This window comes from Gelidibacter sediminis (assembly GCF_004364975.1).
GTDB classification, from domain to species: domain Bacteria; phylum Bacteroidota; class Bacteroidia; order Flavobacteriales; family Flavobacteriaceae; genus Gelidibacter; species Gelidibacter sediminis.
Genome location: NZ_SOBW01000008.1, coordinates 714,736 through 729,837 on the forward strand (window position 1 = coordinate 714,736; position 15,102 = coordinate 729,837).

Below are 15,102 nucleotides of genomic sequence, written 5' to 3' on the forward strand. Positions count from 1 at the left end.
GATTAAAGTGTGTAGGTCAGACCTAGATTAACATTCCGGCCCATATTAAATATGCCGTCAGATTTTAATCGCGATAAATGGTTGACATATCTTTTGTTAGTAAGATTGCTTCCTGAAATTTTTATGCTCAAATCATTATTGAGTAATTTTATAATTCCTCCAAACCCGGCACTCAACAGATTATAGCCTTCCGATGGAGATTCAAAAATGCTAATTTTGTTCTGTTTAAAAGTTGATTTAAGCTTAACAAATCCATAGAACTTTTTAATTGCCTTGGTGTCAAATTCTATCCTTATTGTGTTAGTCAGACTATTGGCTGGTATCAGTGGTAAATAGTTGTCATTGTTTTGTTTTCCTGTTACCACCTCAAAGCTACTTTCGTAATGTAGCCAATCTAGGGGGTGAGGGTGGAAGTGAAGGCCTACTTCGCCACCATATAATTTTGCGTCCGACTGTAAATAGTTGTAAACAGGTGTATTTTGAATCAACTCACCATTTGGTGAAAGGAAAATATAGTTATTTATTTTATTAAAAAAACTGTTTACAAATAGCTCAATATGCTGATTCTTATACTCCAATGCTAAATCTACTTGATAATTTTGTTCATTCTTTAGATTATCATCTCCAATTTCATATCTATTGGTGCCTTCGTGTGTGCCGTTAGAGGTGAGTTCCGCTAAATTGGGAGCTCTATAACCAGAAGCCAAATTTAATCTGGTCGTAATATTTTTTGCCAAATTGGTTTTTAAGCCAATAGCACCATTAAAGCTTGAATAATTCTTATTGATTCCAGAGATGACATCGATATGACGACGGTCATAACGAGCCCCTAATTGAATATCAGACTTGTCAAAATGGATATGTGATGTTGCCAACACACCAAAATCGTTGGTGATGGCATCAGGAATTAATTGTTCTTCACCGTAATTGGTATTACTTTGACTCATGCCTTGTATGCCTATGATGGTCTCAAACTTACCAAGTGTTGGTAAATTATATTTCACATCATAATTGAGTGTTTTTAGCTTCATATAAAGTGCGGGCTCTACATGACTCTCCTCACTGTTTTCCTCTTCATGTTCATCTTCATGTTCATCGTGCCCTTCATGCGCTTCATCTTCTTCTTCATCATGATGATGTGACTCAAATTCTTTTCGGTCATTATATAGCAAACCTATATTAATATCTAAACTTGAGCTATTAAAAAATATGGTCGATTTAGAACTTAAAATATGGTTGGTTACCTCTTGAAATGGAAGTAAAGGAGTTTTTGATGTGGTTTGTTCTCCTATCGCTTCAGGAATTCCAAGTTTTGAATTATTAAGATTGTAACGTAGTTCTGATTTAAATTTACTTATTTGGTAGCCCAACCCGACTTTTAGATCCTGTTCTCTAAACCGCGTATTGGTTGCCCTGTAATCTGCGGTGTTATAATCGGCATGTTCAGCAATGCTACCTCTAAAAAGAAATTTGAATTGATCTCCTGAAGCTTTATAGCCTGCATTTGTATTGAAACCTTTGGTGTTACTAAAGTAATTATAGCTTGCATCGGCCTGATCAGAGTTGGCCTGTGCAAATCTTTCAGGATTTAAATACAATACACCACCTAATGCATCACTACCATAAAGTAATGAAGCGGGCCCCTTTATAACTTCAATGCTTTCTATTCCGGAGTCGCTTAAACCCAACCCGTGCTCATCTCCAAATTGTTGATTTTCCAATCGGACACCTTGGGCGTATACCAGTACTCGATTGGAGCTCAAACCTCTAATTACGGGTTTTCCAATACTAAGTCCTGTAGTGACACTTTCAACACCTGCTATAGTTGTGATCCCATCGGAGAGTGTTATAGCACCTTTTGCTTTTAATGTGGCCATAGTTTCTCGTTCAACTTTCATGACATTTTCACTTTGTAATTTGTGAAATGGTGTGGAGATTATTATTTCTTCCATTTCTATTGCAGAAGGCATAAGTTGTATTATAAGACTTTCTGAATATGGAAAAGTTATACTCTGGGAGAACGTCTCATAACCTATTATGGACACAATAATTTTATAGGTTCCATTTGGAATGTTAGACAATAGGAAATGCCCTTTGTCATTAGTGGTGACTCCTTTTTCTAAAAGTGGCGCATAAATATTTGCAAAAATTAGCGGCTCATTTGTGTTTTTGTCAACAACACTACCTTGTAGTGTGTTTTGCGCATAAACGGATGGTATTGCTAGAAATAGCAACACATATAATATGTATTTCATAGATGTATATTAATTAATTTAATGTGAGAGAAATTCTGAATTGATTTCAGAAAATTTTATATTAAACTAATTGCAGGTGGTCCTCGTAGTGAAAAATGGAGATATTGAAACTCACTTAAAAACGCATAATTGGTAGGGATTATGCCTTCTATTTGAGGGGAAACTAAGGTTGCAATATGATTCTCAGGAATAGTAAACGGTGTATTTAATTTAAATTTGTAAAACTCACATTCAACATCCTTTGTATGGATGTGAGTGTCAGCTTCACCTAAACACACTTCATGTTTGTGTTGTTCAAAAACATGTAAAATTTTAACAGCAGCAGGCAACAGGAACGTTAACATTAAAGTCAGCGTCAAAATTTTAAAAAATATATGTTGTCTGAATATATCCATTAATTTAAAAAGCGTTCTAATCCAAATCGGCGTAGCATTTTCTTTTCAAATTCCCAAAAGAATTTAAACTGTCCAAAGAGCCATCCAAAAGTAACCAATAATATTTGATAAAAAATGATGCCTACAATAAAATATAGTATCCAATATAAGACATCGTTGAGATTTTCTTTTGTAATTCCAATTAATGCTATAATTGGCTTTCCTATTAACATTGATGAAGAGCCGGTAACTGCAAATACAATAAATACGCGAATCATCTCCCAGCGATGTTCAACAGGCCACTTATGTTCTAATTTTTTAAATAAAAATAAGGTCAATTTTAATAGTGTAAAGAATAGTGCTATACTGAATATAACAACCAAAAACATGTTGGTGTTACCCACAAGGACATCAGCCAACCTGTATGAGGAATACCCTAGAATTAAAAGACCTAAAACTGGAAAAAGCAATTGCCAGTTATGTTGTATTTGCCAATTTTTTTTAAAATTCTCCATTGCAACTTTTTGCGCTGCAAAGATACTGTAATTCCACTAAATTCGAGGCTCAAAAGGTCCTAATCTTTGTTTATATGTTAATTGAAAGTAAATAAAGTAATTGTATAATTTATAATTAACGTCGTATCCATAATTGATAGTGGGTTGATAATCAATTTGAAGTTCATAAAGATTACTATTATAACGTTGAGGCTGCATTACACGATTGTTCCATTCGGAAACATATATTCTATTTCTACTTTCCAGATATTCCTGAGAGTAAAAGCCTTCTGGTTTTGCTCTTGAAGCAAGCCAAGTGTTAAATCCTGGTTCTATAATTAAGATTTCATACTCTAACGAGTCATTTGCAATTCTAACGGTATCTTGTGCAATACCATTGCCAGACTTACTTTTTCTAACTGACTTTGTACTGTTGCAGGATACTGCAAATAGGCTGAGAAGCGCTATGATGAGCAACGATTTCATAACCATAAATTTATTATTTAATTTACGAAATTTAAATGCAACGGTTAGTCCGTTAGCCATTTTTAACAAAAAAAAACCGCATTAGAACAATGCGGCTAATTAGTAATATTTATGGGCAGTTTAGCTTTTTCCTCCAAATAAACCGCCAAGCAATCCGCCTAGCCCACCTTTCTTCTTATTTCCGCCCATGGCCATTCCTGCAATATCGTCCATAATACTACCATCACCGTCAGCATCTAGAATTGATTCTAAAAAACTCTGGTCGCCACGGCCTTGTTGGGAATTACTTTGTAATAAACCTCCTAACATTCCTTCTAACCCGCTTGGGCTGTTCACATTTTGTTGTTTAGCTTGATTGCCTAACATGCCCATTAAAATAGGAGCAGCCAATTTTAAAATTTGCGCCACAGACCCTGCATCTACTCCAGATTTTGCACTGATTGCATGTTCTACATTGTGTTGTTTGTTGCCAAGTACATGCCCTAAAATTTTGCTTCCATCATTCATGACATTGTCATCAACACCCCCACCAAATAGGCTATCAAAATTATTCAAAATGCTACCATCATGCTTATTGTTTAATGCACTTAGTAAACCTTGAGCTCCTTCAGGCGATGATGCGTTGCGTTTCATTGCAGCCATTAAAACTGGCATGGCCATCATTAGCACATCTTGAGTTTTATGCTGAGGTTGATGGGTTTGATTGGCTACTCCATTTACTATGGATTTGCCCATTTCACTATTTAAAAGATCTATAATTCCAGTCATATTTTTTAATTTTTGATTCACACGATCTTAAAAATACAAAAAGTGCTCTCAACTAATTAGCTTAAAGCACTATTTTAATAATATATTTTTAACTTCAAACTTCTTCTGTATGCAGAAGACTGATGATTTGAGATGCGAGTTCAGTACCAATTCTGTCTTGTGCTTCATTGGTGGCAGCACCAATATGTGGTGTTAATGATATGCTGCCATTCATTAAAACTTGAACAGCAGGTGTTGGTTCACTTTCAAATGTATCTAATCCTGCAAAAGCAACTTTCCCGCTTTCTATAGCCTTAATCAGTGCTACCTCATCAATTACACCACCACGTGCAGCATTGACAATGCCTACGCCATCCTTCATTAAGTCAAATTGCTTCGCTCCAATAACATAACTGTCTTGTGCTGGAACATGAAGTGTGATGAAATCTGACTGTTTCAAAATTTCTTTCATAGGTTCTGTCTCAATCTCAACGTTGATGAATTGACCGTTATAAAAATCAACTTTTATGGTTGCCTTCCCGACAAATTTATCACTGGCAATAACCTTCATACCCACACCAAGCGCAATTTTAGCTACTTCACGGCCAATACGTCCAAATCCAATAATACCTAATGTTTTGCCTCTTAATTCTGAACCTTTGGCATAGTTCTTCTTGAGGTTGTTAAATCTTGAATCGCCATCTAAAGGCATGTTTCTATTGGCATCATGTAAAAACCGAACACCTCCAAATAAATGCGCAAATACTAATTCAGCAACAGACTGTGATGATGCCGCTGGCGTGTTTATGACGTGCATGCCTTTACTACGGGCGTAATCAACATCAATATTGTCCATCCCGACGCCACCACGACCAATAATTTTAAGGTTAGGGCAACCATCTATGAGATCCTTTCTTACCGTTGTTGAACTTCTTACCAATAATACATCAATAGCTTTCTCATTGATATAATTTATAAGTTGCTCCTGGGCTACCGTTGTTGTGAACACCTCAAAACCAGCATTTTGCAAGGCATAAATGCCGCTTTGGGATACTCCGTCGTTTGCTAATACTTTCATGACTATTTAGTTTTTATTCCCATGATTGATTATATCGAATGGAAATCATAATTTATTTTTAACTTATTATATTGTAATATATTTGTTTATGCTTTTGTTTCCAGCTCGCTCATAACCTCTACAAGGGCTTTCACACTGTCTAACGATAGGGCATTATACATTGATGCTCTATAGCCGCCAACACTTCTATGACCATTTAAGCCACTTATACCGGCCTCTTTCAACATCGTCTCAAAAGTGTCTTTCAAATCGTCATTAATTAAATTAAATGTGGCGTTCATCATAGAGCGATCTTCCTTAACCGCATATCCTTTGAAGAGTGGATTGAGGTCAATTTCAGAATAAATAACACGTGCTTTCATTTCGTTTGCTTTTTCCAAAGCTTTAATGCCGCCTAAGTTTTTAATCCATTCTAAAGTTAACATTGAGGTATATACCGCAAAAACAGGGGGAGTGTTGAACATACTGCTTTTTGCAATGTGGACTTGATAATCTAAGATGGATGGGATTTTACGAGATACTTTCCCTAAAATATCTTCTTTAACCACAACAAGCGTGGTTCCTGCAGGGCCCATGTTCTTCTGAGCTCCAGCATATATGAGGTCAAACTTAGAATAATCAAGTTCGCGTGAAAATATGTCACTACTCATATCACAAACCATTGGGATAGGGGAGTTTGGAAATTGTTTAATCTGGGTGCCAAATATGGTATTGTTGGAAGTACAATGAAAATAATCATAGTCTTCCGGAATTGAATAGCCTTTAGGGATATAGTTGTAACCAGCATCTTTTGAAGAGGCTACTTCATAAATATCATCAAAAATTCGAGCCTCTTTAATAGCATTGTTACTCCATGTACCAGTATTTAGATATCCTGCGCGCTTTTCTAATAAATTTTGGGCAACCATGACAAACTGCATACTTGCACCTCCTTGTAAAAACAATGCCTTGTAGCCTTTTCCTTCCAGACCCAAAAGCTCTAAAGCTAAAGCTCTGGCGTTTTCCATCACATCTACAAAATGTTTGCTTCTATGCGAAATTTCTAATAAGGACAATCCTATATTATTGAAATCCATTACAGCTTCAGAAGCTTTTAATAGAACTTCTTGAGGTAAAATTGAAGGGCCTGCGCTAAAATTATGTATTTTCATTGGTTTTGGTTTTTGGAATGTTACAAAGGTGGTAAATTCGTGAAGAAAAGCGATTAATAATTTGATAATTTATCAACTAGATTTTTGTCAAAAATGCAATAGTGTCCACATTGTCAGCGTAGTCAGATAACTGCGGACGTTGCGTTTGGCCAAAGGCAATTGAATCTGTGGTGACACCCTTAGATACTACACATTGAATGTTTTCTTCATTCTCAGCTAACAGTGTTTTTAAAGTTTCTAAACTGTCATAGTATTCATAGAAAATGGTTGCAATGGGCGAACCGTAGCTTTTATCTTCCTTAATCATAAAAAAACCGTTTTCTAAAAGCTCATATTCACTCATCAGATAAACCGCCTTGTTATAATCATAGTTATTGGCGTATTTATGTTGATTTATTATTGGGTGCCATTCATAAAGCCCTTTAAAAAAGCCATCAAAGTTGTAATTTTTAGGGACAAAAAGTTTAGATACGCTTCTGCAGCCCAATCCATAATATCTAAAGATATCTTCTGAGAGTGCTTTTAAGTCGACTTCGCTTTCTTTGCCGGTTAAAATTGCCACGGAATTTCTATTCTTCCTGATGATTGATGGTTTTCCTTTAAAATAGTGTTCAAAGTAACGGGCAGTGTTATTGCTTCCGGTAGCGATTACGGCATCAAATTGACTGAGTTTATCTTCAATAAAAATAATTTTCCCTTTAAACTCAGGTTCAACATGTTCTAAATATTTAGCCAAATAGGGCAGTAGATGCTTGTCGTTAGAAGATTGCTTGACAATAACCTGATGACCCGAGATAAGAACAGATAAAAAGTCGTGAAAACCTACTAGAGGAATGTTGCCAGCCATTATTATGGCGACGTTTTTTGGGGAAACATCTTTTAAATTATAAGTTTCTAACCATTTCTTAAGATTGGCGTTTGTCAGTGAGTTAGACCACCCTTCTAATGCAAATGCAATATTTTCTTTCGTGAACCACGCGTTATGCTCATGGGCCAGTGAAATTTGATGTTTAAAGCCATCAAAAAACAATGCGTTGGTAGTAACGTTATCGTTTTTTCGAAAGCCTTCCCTTGAGAATTGTCCAATAAATTCACCTAATTTTACAAAAGCATTAATTCTTTGTTGTAAATCCATTCTGTATTTGGTTATGAAGAGTTTTGGCGTTATTTTTGCTCCGCAAAGTTAGAAAAATGAAATGAACGAGTTTTGTTTTAAGCCTTACTTTTTCTTAAAGGATCTAAAAACCTACTGCATTTCACAAATTTCTATTGTTAAACTTTTAATGTAAGAGATGCTATGGCAATTATAATAACAGATGAATGTATTAACTGCGGGGCTTGTGAACCAGAATGCCCAAACACCGCTATATATGAAGGTGCTGACGATTGGAGATATAAAGATGGAACTAGTTTAACTGGAACTGTGGTGCTACCTGATGGAAAAGAGGTGGATGCAGAAGAATCTCAAGAACCTATCAGTGATGAAATTTATTACATAGTACCAGATAAATGCACAGAATGTAAAGGGTTTCACGAAGAACCACAATGTGCGGCAGTGTGCCCTGTAGATTGTTGTGTTCCTGATGATGACCATATGGAAACTGAAGAGCAGTTGCTGGCTAAGCAGCGCTTTATGCATCCTGAAGGATAACAAATACAAAATACATCAGTACAAAAAAAACCGAGCAATTTGCTCGGTTTTTTTGTATTGGAACTATCGTATTCTTAAAACCTGTAATTCATTTTGGCATAGTAATAGGCGCCACCAAAGCCCATTTGTACAGCGTCCCAATAGCCTCCACCTTCCGTCCAATCATCCTGTTGATCAGGATAAATATTAAATAGGTTATTACTACCTATATTTAGTTTAAGATTTTCAGAGAGTTTAAATCCAAAATTGAGGTCTGTAACCATTTTTGCGCCATAAGTGTCTGTGGCAGCAATGATTTGTTGTGCAAAACCACCATAATCAGCTGGGTCTTCAAAGGTTTGGAAGTCTAATAGATGTACTTCGCTAAATCGTGTAAAAGTTAAACCTGCATCAAACCAATTTTTATCGTAAGTTAAGGTTAAACTCAATTTGCTGTCAGGAGCTGATGCTAATAAAAAGGCTTTATCACGTTCGCCAAAAAAAGTTTGTTCATCTAAGTCGCCGTTCAATACTTTATCAATTTCCATCTCATTAAAATTGCCTAAAAAAGTAGCGCCAAATGAACTATTTTCGCCAAGGTTTGTTTTATAGGACAGAATCACATCCAAACCTTTGGTTTTAGTATCTACACCATTAGCAAAAAACTGTGCCGTATCTACACCCTCAATATCTGGGGCATCAAAAGTACCAGTCAAAACAATTCTGTCTTTAACATTAATATAGTACCCATCAATAGTTGCTGAAAATTTACCAAAATTTGCAGTAAATCCTAATGCGGCATTAAAAGCTTTTTCCTCATGCAAAGGACCTATTCCGAATGACGCCGTTACGGGACTGTTGTTGGGTGATAGCAACTGATCGCTGGCAACACCACCAATAAAATTTGTAAATCTGAGATTGTAATATATCTGAGCCAATGATGGTGCTCTAAAACCAGTACTAAGAGAACCTCGAATATTGATGTTGTCAGTAGCTTTTAATCGGGCGGCTAACTTTCCATTAATGGTACTTCCAAAGTCACTGTAATCTTCAAATCGGGCAGCCAAACTGACTAAAAACTTGTCGGATATATCAAATTCGCCATCTGCATATAAACTAATGTTGCTTCTACTTCGGTCTACTTCATTGGCTGGTGCATATCCAGGGAATCCTTGTGAGCCTCCTGGACGTGGAATGGCATTGTCATCATCATCCAAAATAAGATTTCCGTTAGCATCTGTATAGTAAACAGTTAATGCGTCAGGGGTATTAGCATTAAATGGCACACCATTTATGTCGTAGGTCGCCCATGATCCATCTTCGCCAGCAAATATCATAAAGTTTTCAGTTCTATATTCAGCTCCAAAAGCTAAATTTATGCCACTAAGTACGTTATCATAATATTTAGATATATCAAAATTTATGGTGTTCTGGCTTAAGCTATGTCCACCCGCGTCAAAATCAGTAGGAGAAACATCTACCAAAGAAGCATTTAGTGTTCCTTTAATGTAGTAATGAAATTTGTTTATGCCGTAGGTGTTGCTAATATCAACTTTCCATCCGCTAGCAGTTTCTGTTCGAATACCCGCAACAACGGAATTGTCAACAATAATAGATGTGATCCTAGGCGTAAATCCGTTGGGATAAATGCTTTCAACAACACGTTCTCCTCCATTTCTAGTAAAGGCGTAGGCATTGGTATCTCTATAGTTGCGTCCGCCAAAGCCATAAATTTCGGTGTTATCTGATATGGGAACGGCAAAATTTCCGAAGAAATTAAAGCCATCAATTGCTGCTTCACCAAATCCTTTTCTAAAATCAAATGTAGGTCGCAAGGTGTGATTCTTACTCAAGTATTCCGTAGTAAAATTTGCAAATCCACCCTTATTGCCCACTTTAACACCGTAATTCGCGGAAATCTTGAGGGAGCCTCCATCGAAATTTTTATCTTTTCCAATGGCGTTGCCATCACGCTCGGTATCTAAGAAAAACCCGTCAGTGTTCCATAGACCGTAATTATCATCTTGAAAAGCACTGGTGTCCACATCAGCATTAGTGCTGTAAAAGCCGTAATTAACACTTCCTGTTGCAACATTCACATCGTCCTTTAAGACAATATTAATAACCCCTGCAATGGCATCTGATCCATATTGGGCAGAGGCGCCATCTCTTAAAATCTCAATGCGTTTTATAGAAGATGCCGGAATGGCATTTAAATCAGTTCCTGTGTTTCCGCGACCACGTGTGCCAAATAAATTGATCAACGAGGATTGATGACGTCTTTTACCATTAATTAAAACCAATGTTTGGTCAGGGCCTAATCCTCGCAATGAGGCAGGGTCAATATGGTCAGCACCATCACTTCCAGACTGTTTGTTCGCGTTAAATGAAGGTGCAGCATATTGCAGCAACTCATTAATCTCTACTTTTCCAAGCTGTGAAGTTACTTCAGAAACGTCTATAACGTCTATGGCCACAGCAGTGTCAAGGGAGGTGCGTTTAGGGCTTCTGGAACCTACTAAAACTACTTCTTCCAAGCTGACACCATCTCCCAGGATGACATCAATGGTTGTTCGGTTATTTACGGGAATTTCTTGTGTGTTGGAGCCTACGTAGCTAAAGACCAGCGTAGCTTTGCCGCTCACAGAAATACTGTAGCGACCTTCAAAATCAGTCTGTACACCATTTGTGGTTCCTTTCTCGATAACATTTACGCCAGCCATTAGGTTGCCATCAGAATCCTTTACGGTTCCTGAGACATTCTGAGCTAAACTTAAAGACATACTAAGCATTGTTAGTATTAAAGTAAAAATGTATTTCATATTTGACTTGTTATATGTTAATTGACATAAATATAAGAAAATATGTTAAAGCTTTGTGTATCGTTAATGAATTACATTAAATATTAAAGTTTCTTTATAAATACCATCAAATTTAAGTGAGATTGCTAATGGAATAGCTGTTTGTTTTTTACTGTGTTTTATTCAGATAATTCACTAAATTTGCAGCCTGAAAATCAAGATCAATTTTTATACTTGATACCTAATACCACCATAACATGAAAGCCGGAATTGTAGGATTACCAAACGTAGGAAAGTCAACTTTATTTAACTGTTTATCTAACGCAAAGGCGCAAAGTGCAAACTTTCCATTTTGTACCATTGAGCCCAATATAGGTATTGTAAATGTTCCTGATCTACGCTTAGAACGTTTGGAGGCACTGGTAAAACCGGTACGTGTGCAACCTGCAACAGTAGAGATTGTAGATATTGCAGGCTTGGTAAAGGGAGCTAGTAAAGGTGAAGGGTTAGGTAATCAATTTTTGGCCAACATTAGGGAGACAGATGCTATTTTGCACGTGCTTCGTTGTTTTGACAATGACAACATTGTCCATGTTGACGGAAATGTAAACCCTATTAGAGACAAGGAGACTATAGATATGGAACTTCAGTTGAAAGATCTCGAAACGGTTGATAAGAAGCTTGAGAAAGTAAAACGTGCAGCAAAAACTGGTAATAAAGAGGCACAAAAGGAAGAGGTGGTTCTACTCAAAATTAAATCAGCACTAGAAGCAGGGGTTTCAGTAAGAACACTAGAATTTGACAAAGAAGATTATGTGGAGTTTGTGAATCCTGTACAATTCATAACTGATAAACCGGTCATGTATGTGTGTAATGTGGATGAAGGTTCTGCCGCAACAGGCAATGCTTATGTAGAACAAGTAAGGGAAGCTGTAAAAGATGAAAATGCCGAAATATTAGTGTTGGCAGTCGGGACGGAAGCTGATATAAATGAATTGGACAGCTATGAAGAGCGTCAAATGTTTCTACAAGACATTGGATTGGAAGAGCCAGGATCTTCTAAGTTAATTAGATCAGCATATAAGTTATTAAAACAGCAAACCTATTTTACGGCCGGAGTTAAAGAGGTTAGAGCGTGGACCATTGATGTAGGCGCCACAGCACCTCAAGCGGCAGGGGTTATTCATACTGATTTTGAAAAAGGATTTATTAGAGCAGAAGTTATTGCCTATGAAGATTTTTCAGAGCTAGGAAGTGAAGCAAAAGCGAAGGAAGCAGGGAAGATGCGGGTAGAAGGCAAAAATTATGTGGTCAAAGATGGCGATGTGATGCATTTCTTGTTTAATGTATAAACAAACCTATAATACTTTTCATTTTTGAAGGCGTCTGCACGCCGCTTGCATACGGTGTAATTAATTTTAACTTACCAACAATTTTATCCCTATCTTTAAATCGGATAAAAATTGATTTTATATGAAAATTATATTATGGCTGGCTGGAGCAATCATCTTCTTTGTGGTGCTTTATTACGTTTTTAAATTTGTATTTATTACCTCATTAATTATTGCGCTTGCAATTTTAATCATTCCTATATTGTATTTTACTTTTAAAGGAAAAAGCTAATACTACACTAATAATTATTTATTCACCCTATTTTTAACTTTTGTTAATTACTTTAAACCATTGCGGTTTTGAGTTTTATTACGAAATGTTATATTAGCAACCTATCTAAATTTTTCACGCTTTTATGTCTCAAGAAACCAACTATACCGAAGATAATATACGTTCGCTCGATTGGAAAGAGCATATTCGTATGCGTCCCGGGATGTATATTGGTAAACTCGGTGATGGCTCTTCACCAGACGATGGGATTTATATACTCTTAAAGGAGGTTTTAGACAATTCCATTGATGAGTATGTCATGGGGTCAGGCAAAACTATTGAGGTTTCCATTCAAGGCAATAAAGTAATTGTCCGGGATTACGGCCGTGGAATTCCTTTAGGTAAAGTGGTCGATGTGGTTTCTAAGATGAATACGGGTGGAAAATATGACTCGCGTGCATTTAAGAAATCTGTTGGTTTGAATGGTGTTGGTACAAAGGCGGTGAATGCCCTGTCGCATTTTTTTCGAGTAGAGTCTACACGTGATGGTAAATCCGCTTCCGCAGAATTTTCACAAGGGAATCTCATTGATCAAGAATTATTAGAGGACACATCTAGGAGGAAAGGAACCAAAGTATCTTTTGTTCCAGATGAAACAATCTTTAAAAACTATAAGTATCGTAATGAATATGTTGAGAAGATGCTCAAAAACTATGTGTATCTCAACACAGGATTGACCATAATTTTTAATGGTGAGAAATATTATAGTGAGCACGGATTGAAAGATTTGTTGGAAGAGAACATCAATGAATCTGACATGGTGTATCCTATTATCCACTTGAAGGCCGAAGATATAGAAATAGCTTTAACGCATAGTAAAACGCAATATAGTGAAGAATATCATTCATTTGTAAATGGTCAAAATACAACGCAAGGCGGCACACATTTAGCTGCTTTTCGGGAAGCGCTGGTGAAAACGCTACGCGAGTTTTATGGTAAAAATTATGATGCATCTGATGTGCGTAAGTCTGTAGTCACCGCCGTGGCCATTAAGGTTATGGAGCCTGTTTTTGAGAGTCAAACCAAAACAAAGTTGGGCTCGACAGACATGGGAGGCGATTTACCAACCGTAAGAACTTTTGTAAACGATTTTGTAAAGACACATTTAGACAATTACCTGCATAAAAATCCTGAAACTGCTGAGAAGATTCAACGCAAAATTCTTCAGGCAGAACGTGAGCGTAAAGAATTGTCTGGCATTAGAAAGCTGGCTAAAGACAGGGCTAAGAAGGCGAGTTTGCATAATAAAAAGTTGCGTGATTGTCGCGTACATTTTGGTGATACTAAAAACGATAGGTATTTAGAGTCTACCTTATTTATTACTGAGGGTGATTCAGCATCGGGTAGTATTACAAAATCTCGTGATGTAAACACCCAAGCTGTATTTAGTTTACGCGGTAAACCATTGAATTCATACGGCATGAGTAAGAAAATTGTGTATGAAAATGAAGAGTTTAACTTGCTGCAAGCTGCATTGAATATTGAAGAATCCATTGAAGATTTACGTTACAATAATATTGTAATTGCTACTGATGCTGATGTAGATGGGATGCATATCAGATTATTGTTGATTACTTTCTTTTTACAGTTTTTTCCTGAATTAATTAAGGAAGGCCATTTGTATATTTTACAAACGCCATTGTTTAGAGTAAGAAATAAAAAGGAAACAATTTATTGTTATTCAGAACAGGAGCGTCGTGATGCCATTGAAAAATTGAAGCCTAAACCAGAAATTACCCGATTTAAAGGTCTTGGTGAAATATCTCCAGATGAATTTGTAAATTTCATTGGCGAAAGTATCCGTTTGGATCCAATTATGTTAGATAAAGACATGTCTATTGAAGCACTACTGGAGTTTTATATGGGCAAAAACACACCAGACCGACAGGAATTTATTATCGACAATCTTAAAGTAGAACTAGACATAGTGGAGGAAGTTCATGAGAACTAATAATGCGAAAGTAAAAAATATAATTGTTTCGGTTTACTTTGTACTAATCGTTCTTGCCATAGTGTTGGCAACAGTTTTTAGGGCATTCAGTCACCTCACTACCAATCCATTCTTAACATTTATTATTCTCTTACTCGGGTTTTTACTCTTGTTCTTTTCAGTGCATGCTATTTCGAAATATTTTGAATATGATAGTGACGGGATTAAAGTGGTAGTCATCAACAAAGGTTTGTTGCTATCAGACCATTTCAATTACAGAGAATATAAAGTAGAATTTCATAAAGACCAATTGGTAGCGTTTAAGTTCAGAAATTATGTCATTTATAAAAGTTTGACACTCTATATTAAAAATTCCAAAGGCCATGTTAAAAAGGAACGTTTTAACGTTACGCTTCTTACTAAAAGGAAGAGACGATATATTAGACAATCTTTAAGTAAAATGGTCAAAAACAATAGTAAACCAACTCAATAAC

General features: G+C 36.3%; 13 protein-coding genes. 4 read left to right on the plus strand and 9 right to left on the minus strand.

Going from position 1 to position 15,102, the window contains the following annotated elements; translation table 11 throughout:
- Positions 1-2 precede the first annotated feature (2 nt).
- The 8 genes from BXY82_RS09830 to BXY82_RS09865 all read right to left on the minus strand — a co-directional run bounded on the left by BXY82_RS09830 (position 3) and on the right by BXY82_RS09865 (position 7,720).
- Positions 3-2,255, minus strand: a complete 2,253-nt coding sequence (locus BXY82_RS09830; protein ID WP_133758023.1) for a TonB-dependent receptor — start codon at positions 2,253-2,255, stop codon at positions 3-5.
- A 56-nt stretch (positions 2,256-2,311) separates the two neighbouring features.
- The gene (locus BXY82_RS09835) at positions 2,312-2,650 is read right to left on the minus strand and encodes a hypothetical protein (RefSeq protein ID WP_243835773.1); all 339 of its coding nucleotides are present in this window, start codon (positions 2,648-2,650) and stop codon (positions 2,312-2,314) included.
- Positions 2,650-3,144 (minus strand): DUF6787 family protein, encoded by a 495-nt coding sequence (locus tag BXY82_RS09840; protein ID WP_133758024.1) that lies wholly within the window; start codon positions 3,142-3,144, stop codon positions 2,650-2,652. Before BXY82_RS09840 ends, BXY82_RS09835 begins: the two co-directional genes overlap by 1 nt.
- A gap of 36 nt (positions 3,145-3,180) precedes the next feature.
- Positions 3,181-3,669 (minus strand): DUF6146 family protein, encoded by a 489-nt coding sequence (locus BXY82_RS09845; RefSeq protein ID WP_243835774.1) that lies wholly within the window; start codon positions 3,667-3,669, stop codon positions 3,181-3,183.
- Between the two features lie 60 nt (positions 3,670-3,729).
- Positions 3,730-4,377 carry a DUF937 domain-containing protein gene (locus tag BXY82_RS09850; RefSeq protein ID WP_133758025.1) on the minus strand — a complete coding sequence of 216 codons (648 nt, stop codon included), beginning with the start codon at positions 4,375-4,377 and terminating at the stop codon, positions 3,730-3,732.
- A 94-nt stretch (positions 4,378-4,471) separates the two neighbouring features.
- Positions 4,472-5,434 (minus strand): D-2-hydroxyacid dehydrogenase, encoded by a 963-nt coding sequence (locus tag BXY82_RS09855; protein ID WP_133758026.1) that lies wholly within the window; start codon positions 5,432-5,434, stop codon positions 4,472-4,474.
- An 86-nt stretch (positions 5,435-5,520) separates the two neighbouring features.
- Positions 5,521-6,585: a 3-phosphoserine/phosphohydroxythreonine transaminase gene (gene serC / locus BXY82_RS09860; protein WP_133758027.1), complete on the minus strand. Its 1,065-nt coding sequence runs from the start codon at positions 6,583-6,585 to the stop codon at positions 5,521-5,523.
- 76 nt (positions 6,586-6,661) lie between these two features.
- Positions 6,662-7,720: an acyl-CoA reductase gene (locus tag BXY82_RS09865; protein ID WP_133758028.1), complete on the minus strand. Its 1,059-nt coding sequence runs from the start codon at positions 7,718-7,720 to the stop codon at positions 6,662-6,664.
- 162 nt (positions 7,721-7,882) lie between these two features.
- On the opposite strand from BXY82_RS09865, the gene BXY82_RS09870 reads away from it, so the two are divergent.
- Positions 7,883-8,236: a 4Fe-4S dicluster domain-containing protein gene (locus tag BXY82_RS09870; RefSeq protein WP_133758029.1), complete on the plus strand. Its 354-nt coding sequence runs from the start codon at positions 7,883-7,885 to the stop codon at positions 8,234-8,236.
- A 74-nt stretch (positions 8,237-8,310) separates the two neighbouring features.
- Here BXY82_RS09870 and BXY82_RS09875 read toward each other — a convergent pair whose 3' ends face one another.
- Positions 8,311-11,037 carry a TonB-dependent receptor gene (locus tag BXY82_RS09875; RefSeq protein ID WP_133758030.1) on the minus strand — a complete coding sequence of 909 codons (2,727 nt, stop codon included), beginning with the start codon at positions 11,035-11,037 and terminating at the stop codon, positions 8,311-8,313.
- Between the two features lie 236 nt (positions 11,038-11,273).
- On the opposite strand from BXY82_RS09875, the gene ychF reads away from it, so the two are divergent.
- From ychF to BXY82_RS09890, 3 genes are all read left to right on the plus strand, one after another.
- Entirely contained in the window at positions 11,274-12,368 is a 1,095-nt protein-coding gene (gene ychF, locus BXY82_RS09880) for a redox-regulated ATPase YchF (protein ID WP_133758031.1), read from the plus strand.
- Positions 12,369-12,763: 395 nt separating this feature from the next.
- Positions 12,764-14,629: a DNA topoisomerase IV subunit B gene (locus BXY82_RS09885; RefSeq protein WP_133758032.1), complete on the plus strand. Its 1,866-nt coding sequence runs from the start codon at positions 12,764-12,766 to the stop codon at positions 14,627-14,629.
- On the plus strand, positions 14,619-15,101 hold the full coding sequence (locus BXY82_RS09890; protein ID WP_133758033.1) for a hypothetical protein: 483 nt from the start codon (positions 14,619-14,621) through the stop codon (positions 15,099-15,101). Before BXY82_RS09885 ends, BXY82_RS09890 begins: the two co-directional genes overlap by 11 nt.
- Position 15,102 lies beyond the last annotated feature (1 nt).

What these genes read in the sequence shown, in the direction of transcription:
- BXY82_RS09855 (WP_133758026.1), bottom strand. Translation starts at nt 5,434, where the DNA reads ATGAAAGTATTAGCAAACGACGGAGTATCCCAAAGCGGCATTTATGCC.
- BXY82_RS09865 (WP_133758028.1), bottom strand. Translation starts at nt 7,720, where the DNA reads ATGGATTTACAACAAAGAATTAATGCTTTTGTAAAATTAGGTGAATTT.
- BXY82_RS09840 (WP_133758024.1), bottom strand. Translation starts at nt 3,144, where the DNA reads ATGGAGAATTTTAAAAAAAATTGGCAAATACAACATAACTGGCAATTG.
- serC (WP_133758027.1), bottom strand. Translation starts at nt 6,585, where the DNA reads ATGAAAATACATAATTTTAGCGCAGGCCCTTCAATTTTACCTCAAGAA.
- BXY82_RS09890 (WP_133758033.1), top strand. Translation starts at nt 14,619, where the DNA reads ATGAGAACTAATAATGCGAAAGTAAAAAATATAATTGTTTCGGTTTAC.
- BXY82_RS09835 (WP_243835773.1), bottom strand. Translation starts at nt 2,650, where the DNA reads ATGGATATATTCAGACAACATATATTTTTTAAAATTTTGACGCTGACT.
- BXY82_RS09885 (WP_133758032.1), top strand. Translation starts at nt 12,764, where the DNA reads ATGTCTCAAGAAACCAACTATACCGAAGATAATATACGTTCGCTCGAT.
- BXY82_RS09850 (WP_133758025.1), bottom strand. Translation starts at nt 4,377, where the DNA reads ATGACTGGAATTATAGATCTTTTAAATAGTGAAATGGGCAAATCCATA.
- BXY82_RS09875 (WP_133758030.1), bottom strand. Translation starts at nt 11,037, where the DNA reads ATGAAATACATTTTTACTTTAATACTAACAATGCTTAGTATGTCTTTA.
- BXY82_RS09870 (WP_133758029.1), top strand. Translation starts at nt 7,883, where the DNA reads ATGGCAATTATAATAACAGATGAATGTATTAACTGCGGGGCTTGTGAA.
- BXY82_RS09845 (WP_243835774.1), bottom strand. Translation starts at nt 3,669, where the DNA reads ATGGCTAACGGACTAACCGTTGCATTTAAATTTCGTAAATTAAATAAT.
- ychF (WP_133758031.1), top strand. Translation starts at nt 11,274, where the DNA reads ATGAAAGCCGGAATTGTAGGATTACCAAACGTAGGAAAGTCAACTTTA.
- BXY82_RS09830 (WP_133758023.1), bottom strand. Translation starts at nt 2,255, where the DNA reads ATGAAATACATATTATATGTGTTGCTATTTCTAGCAATACCATCCGTT.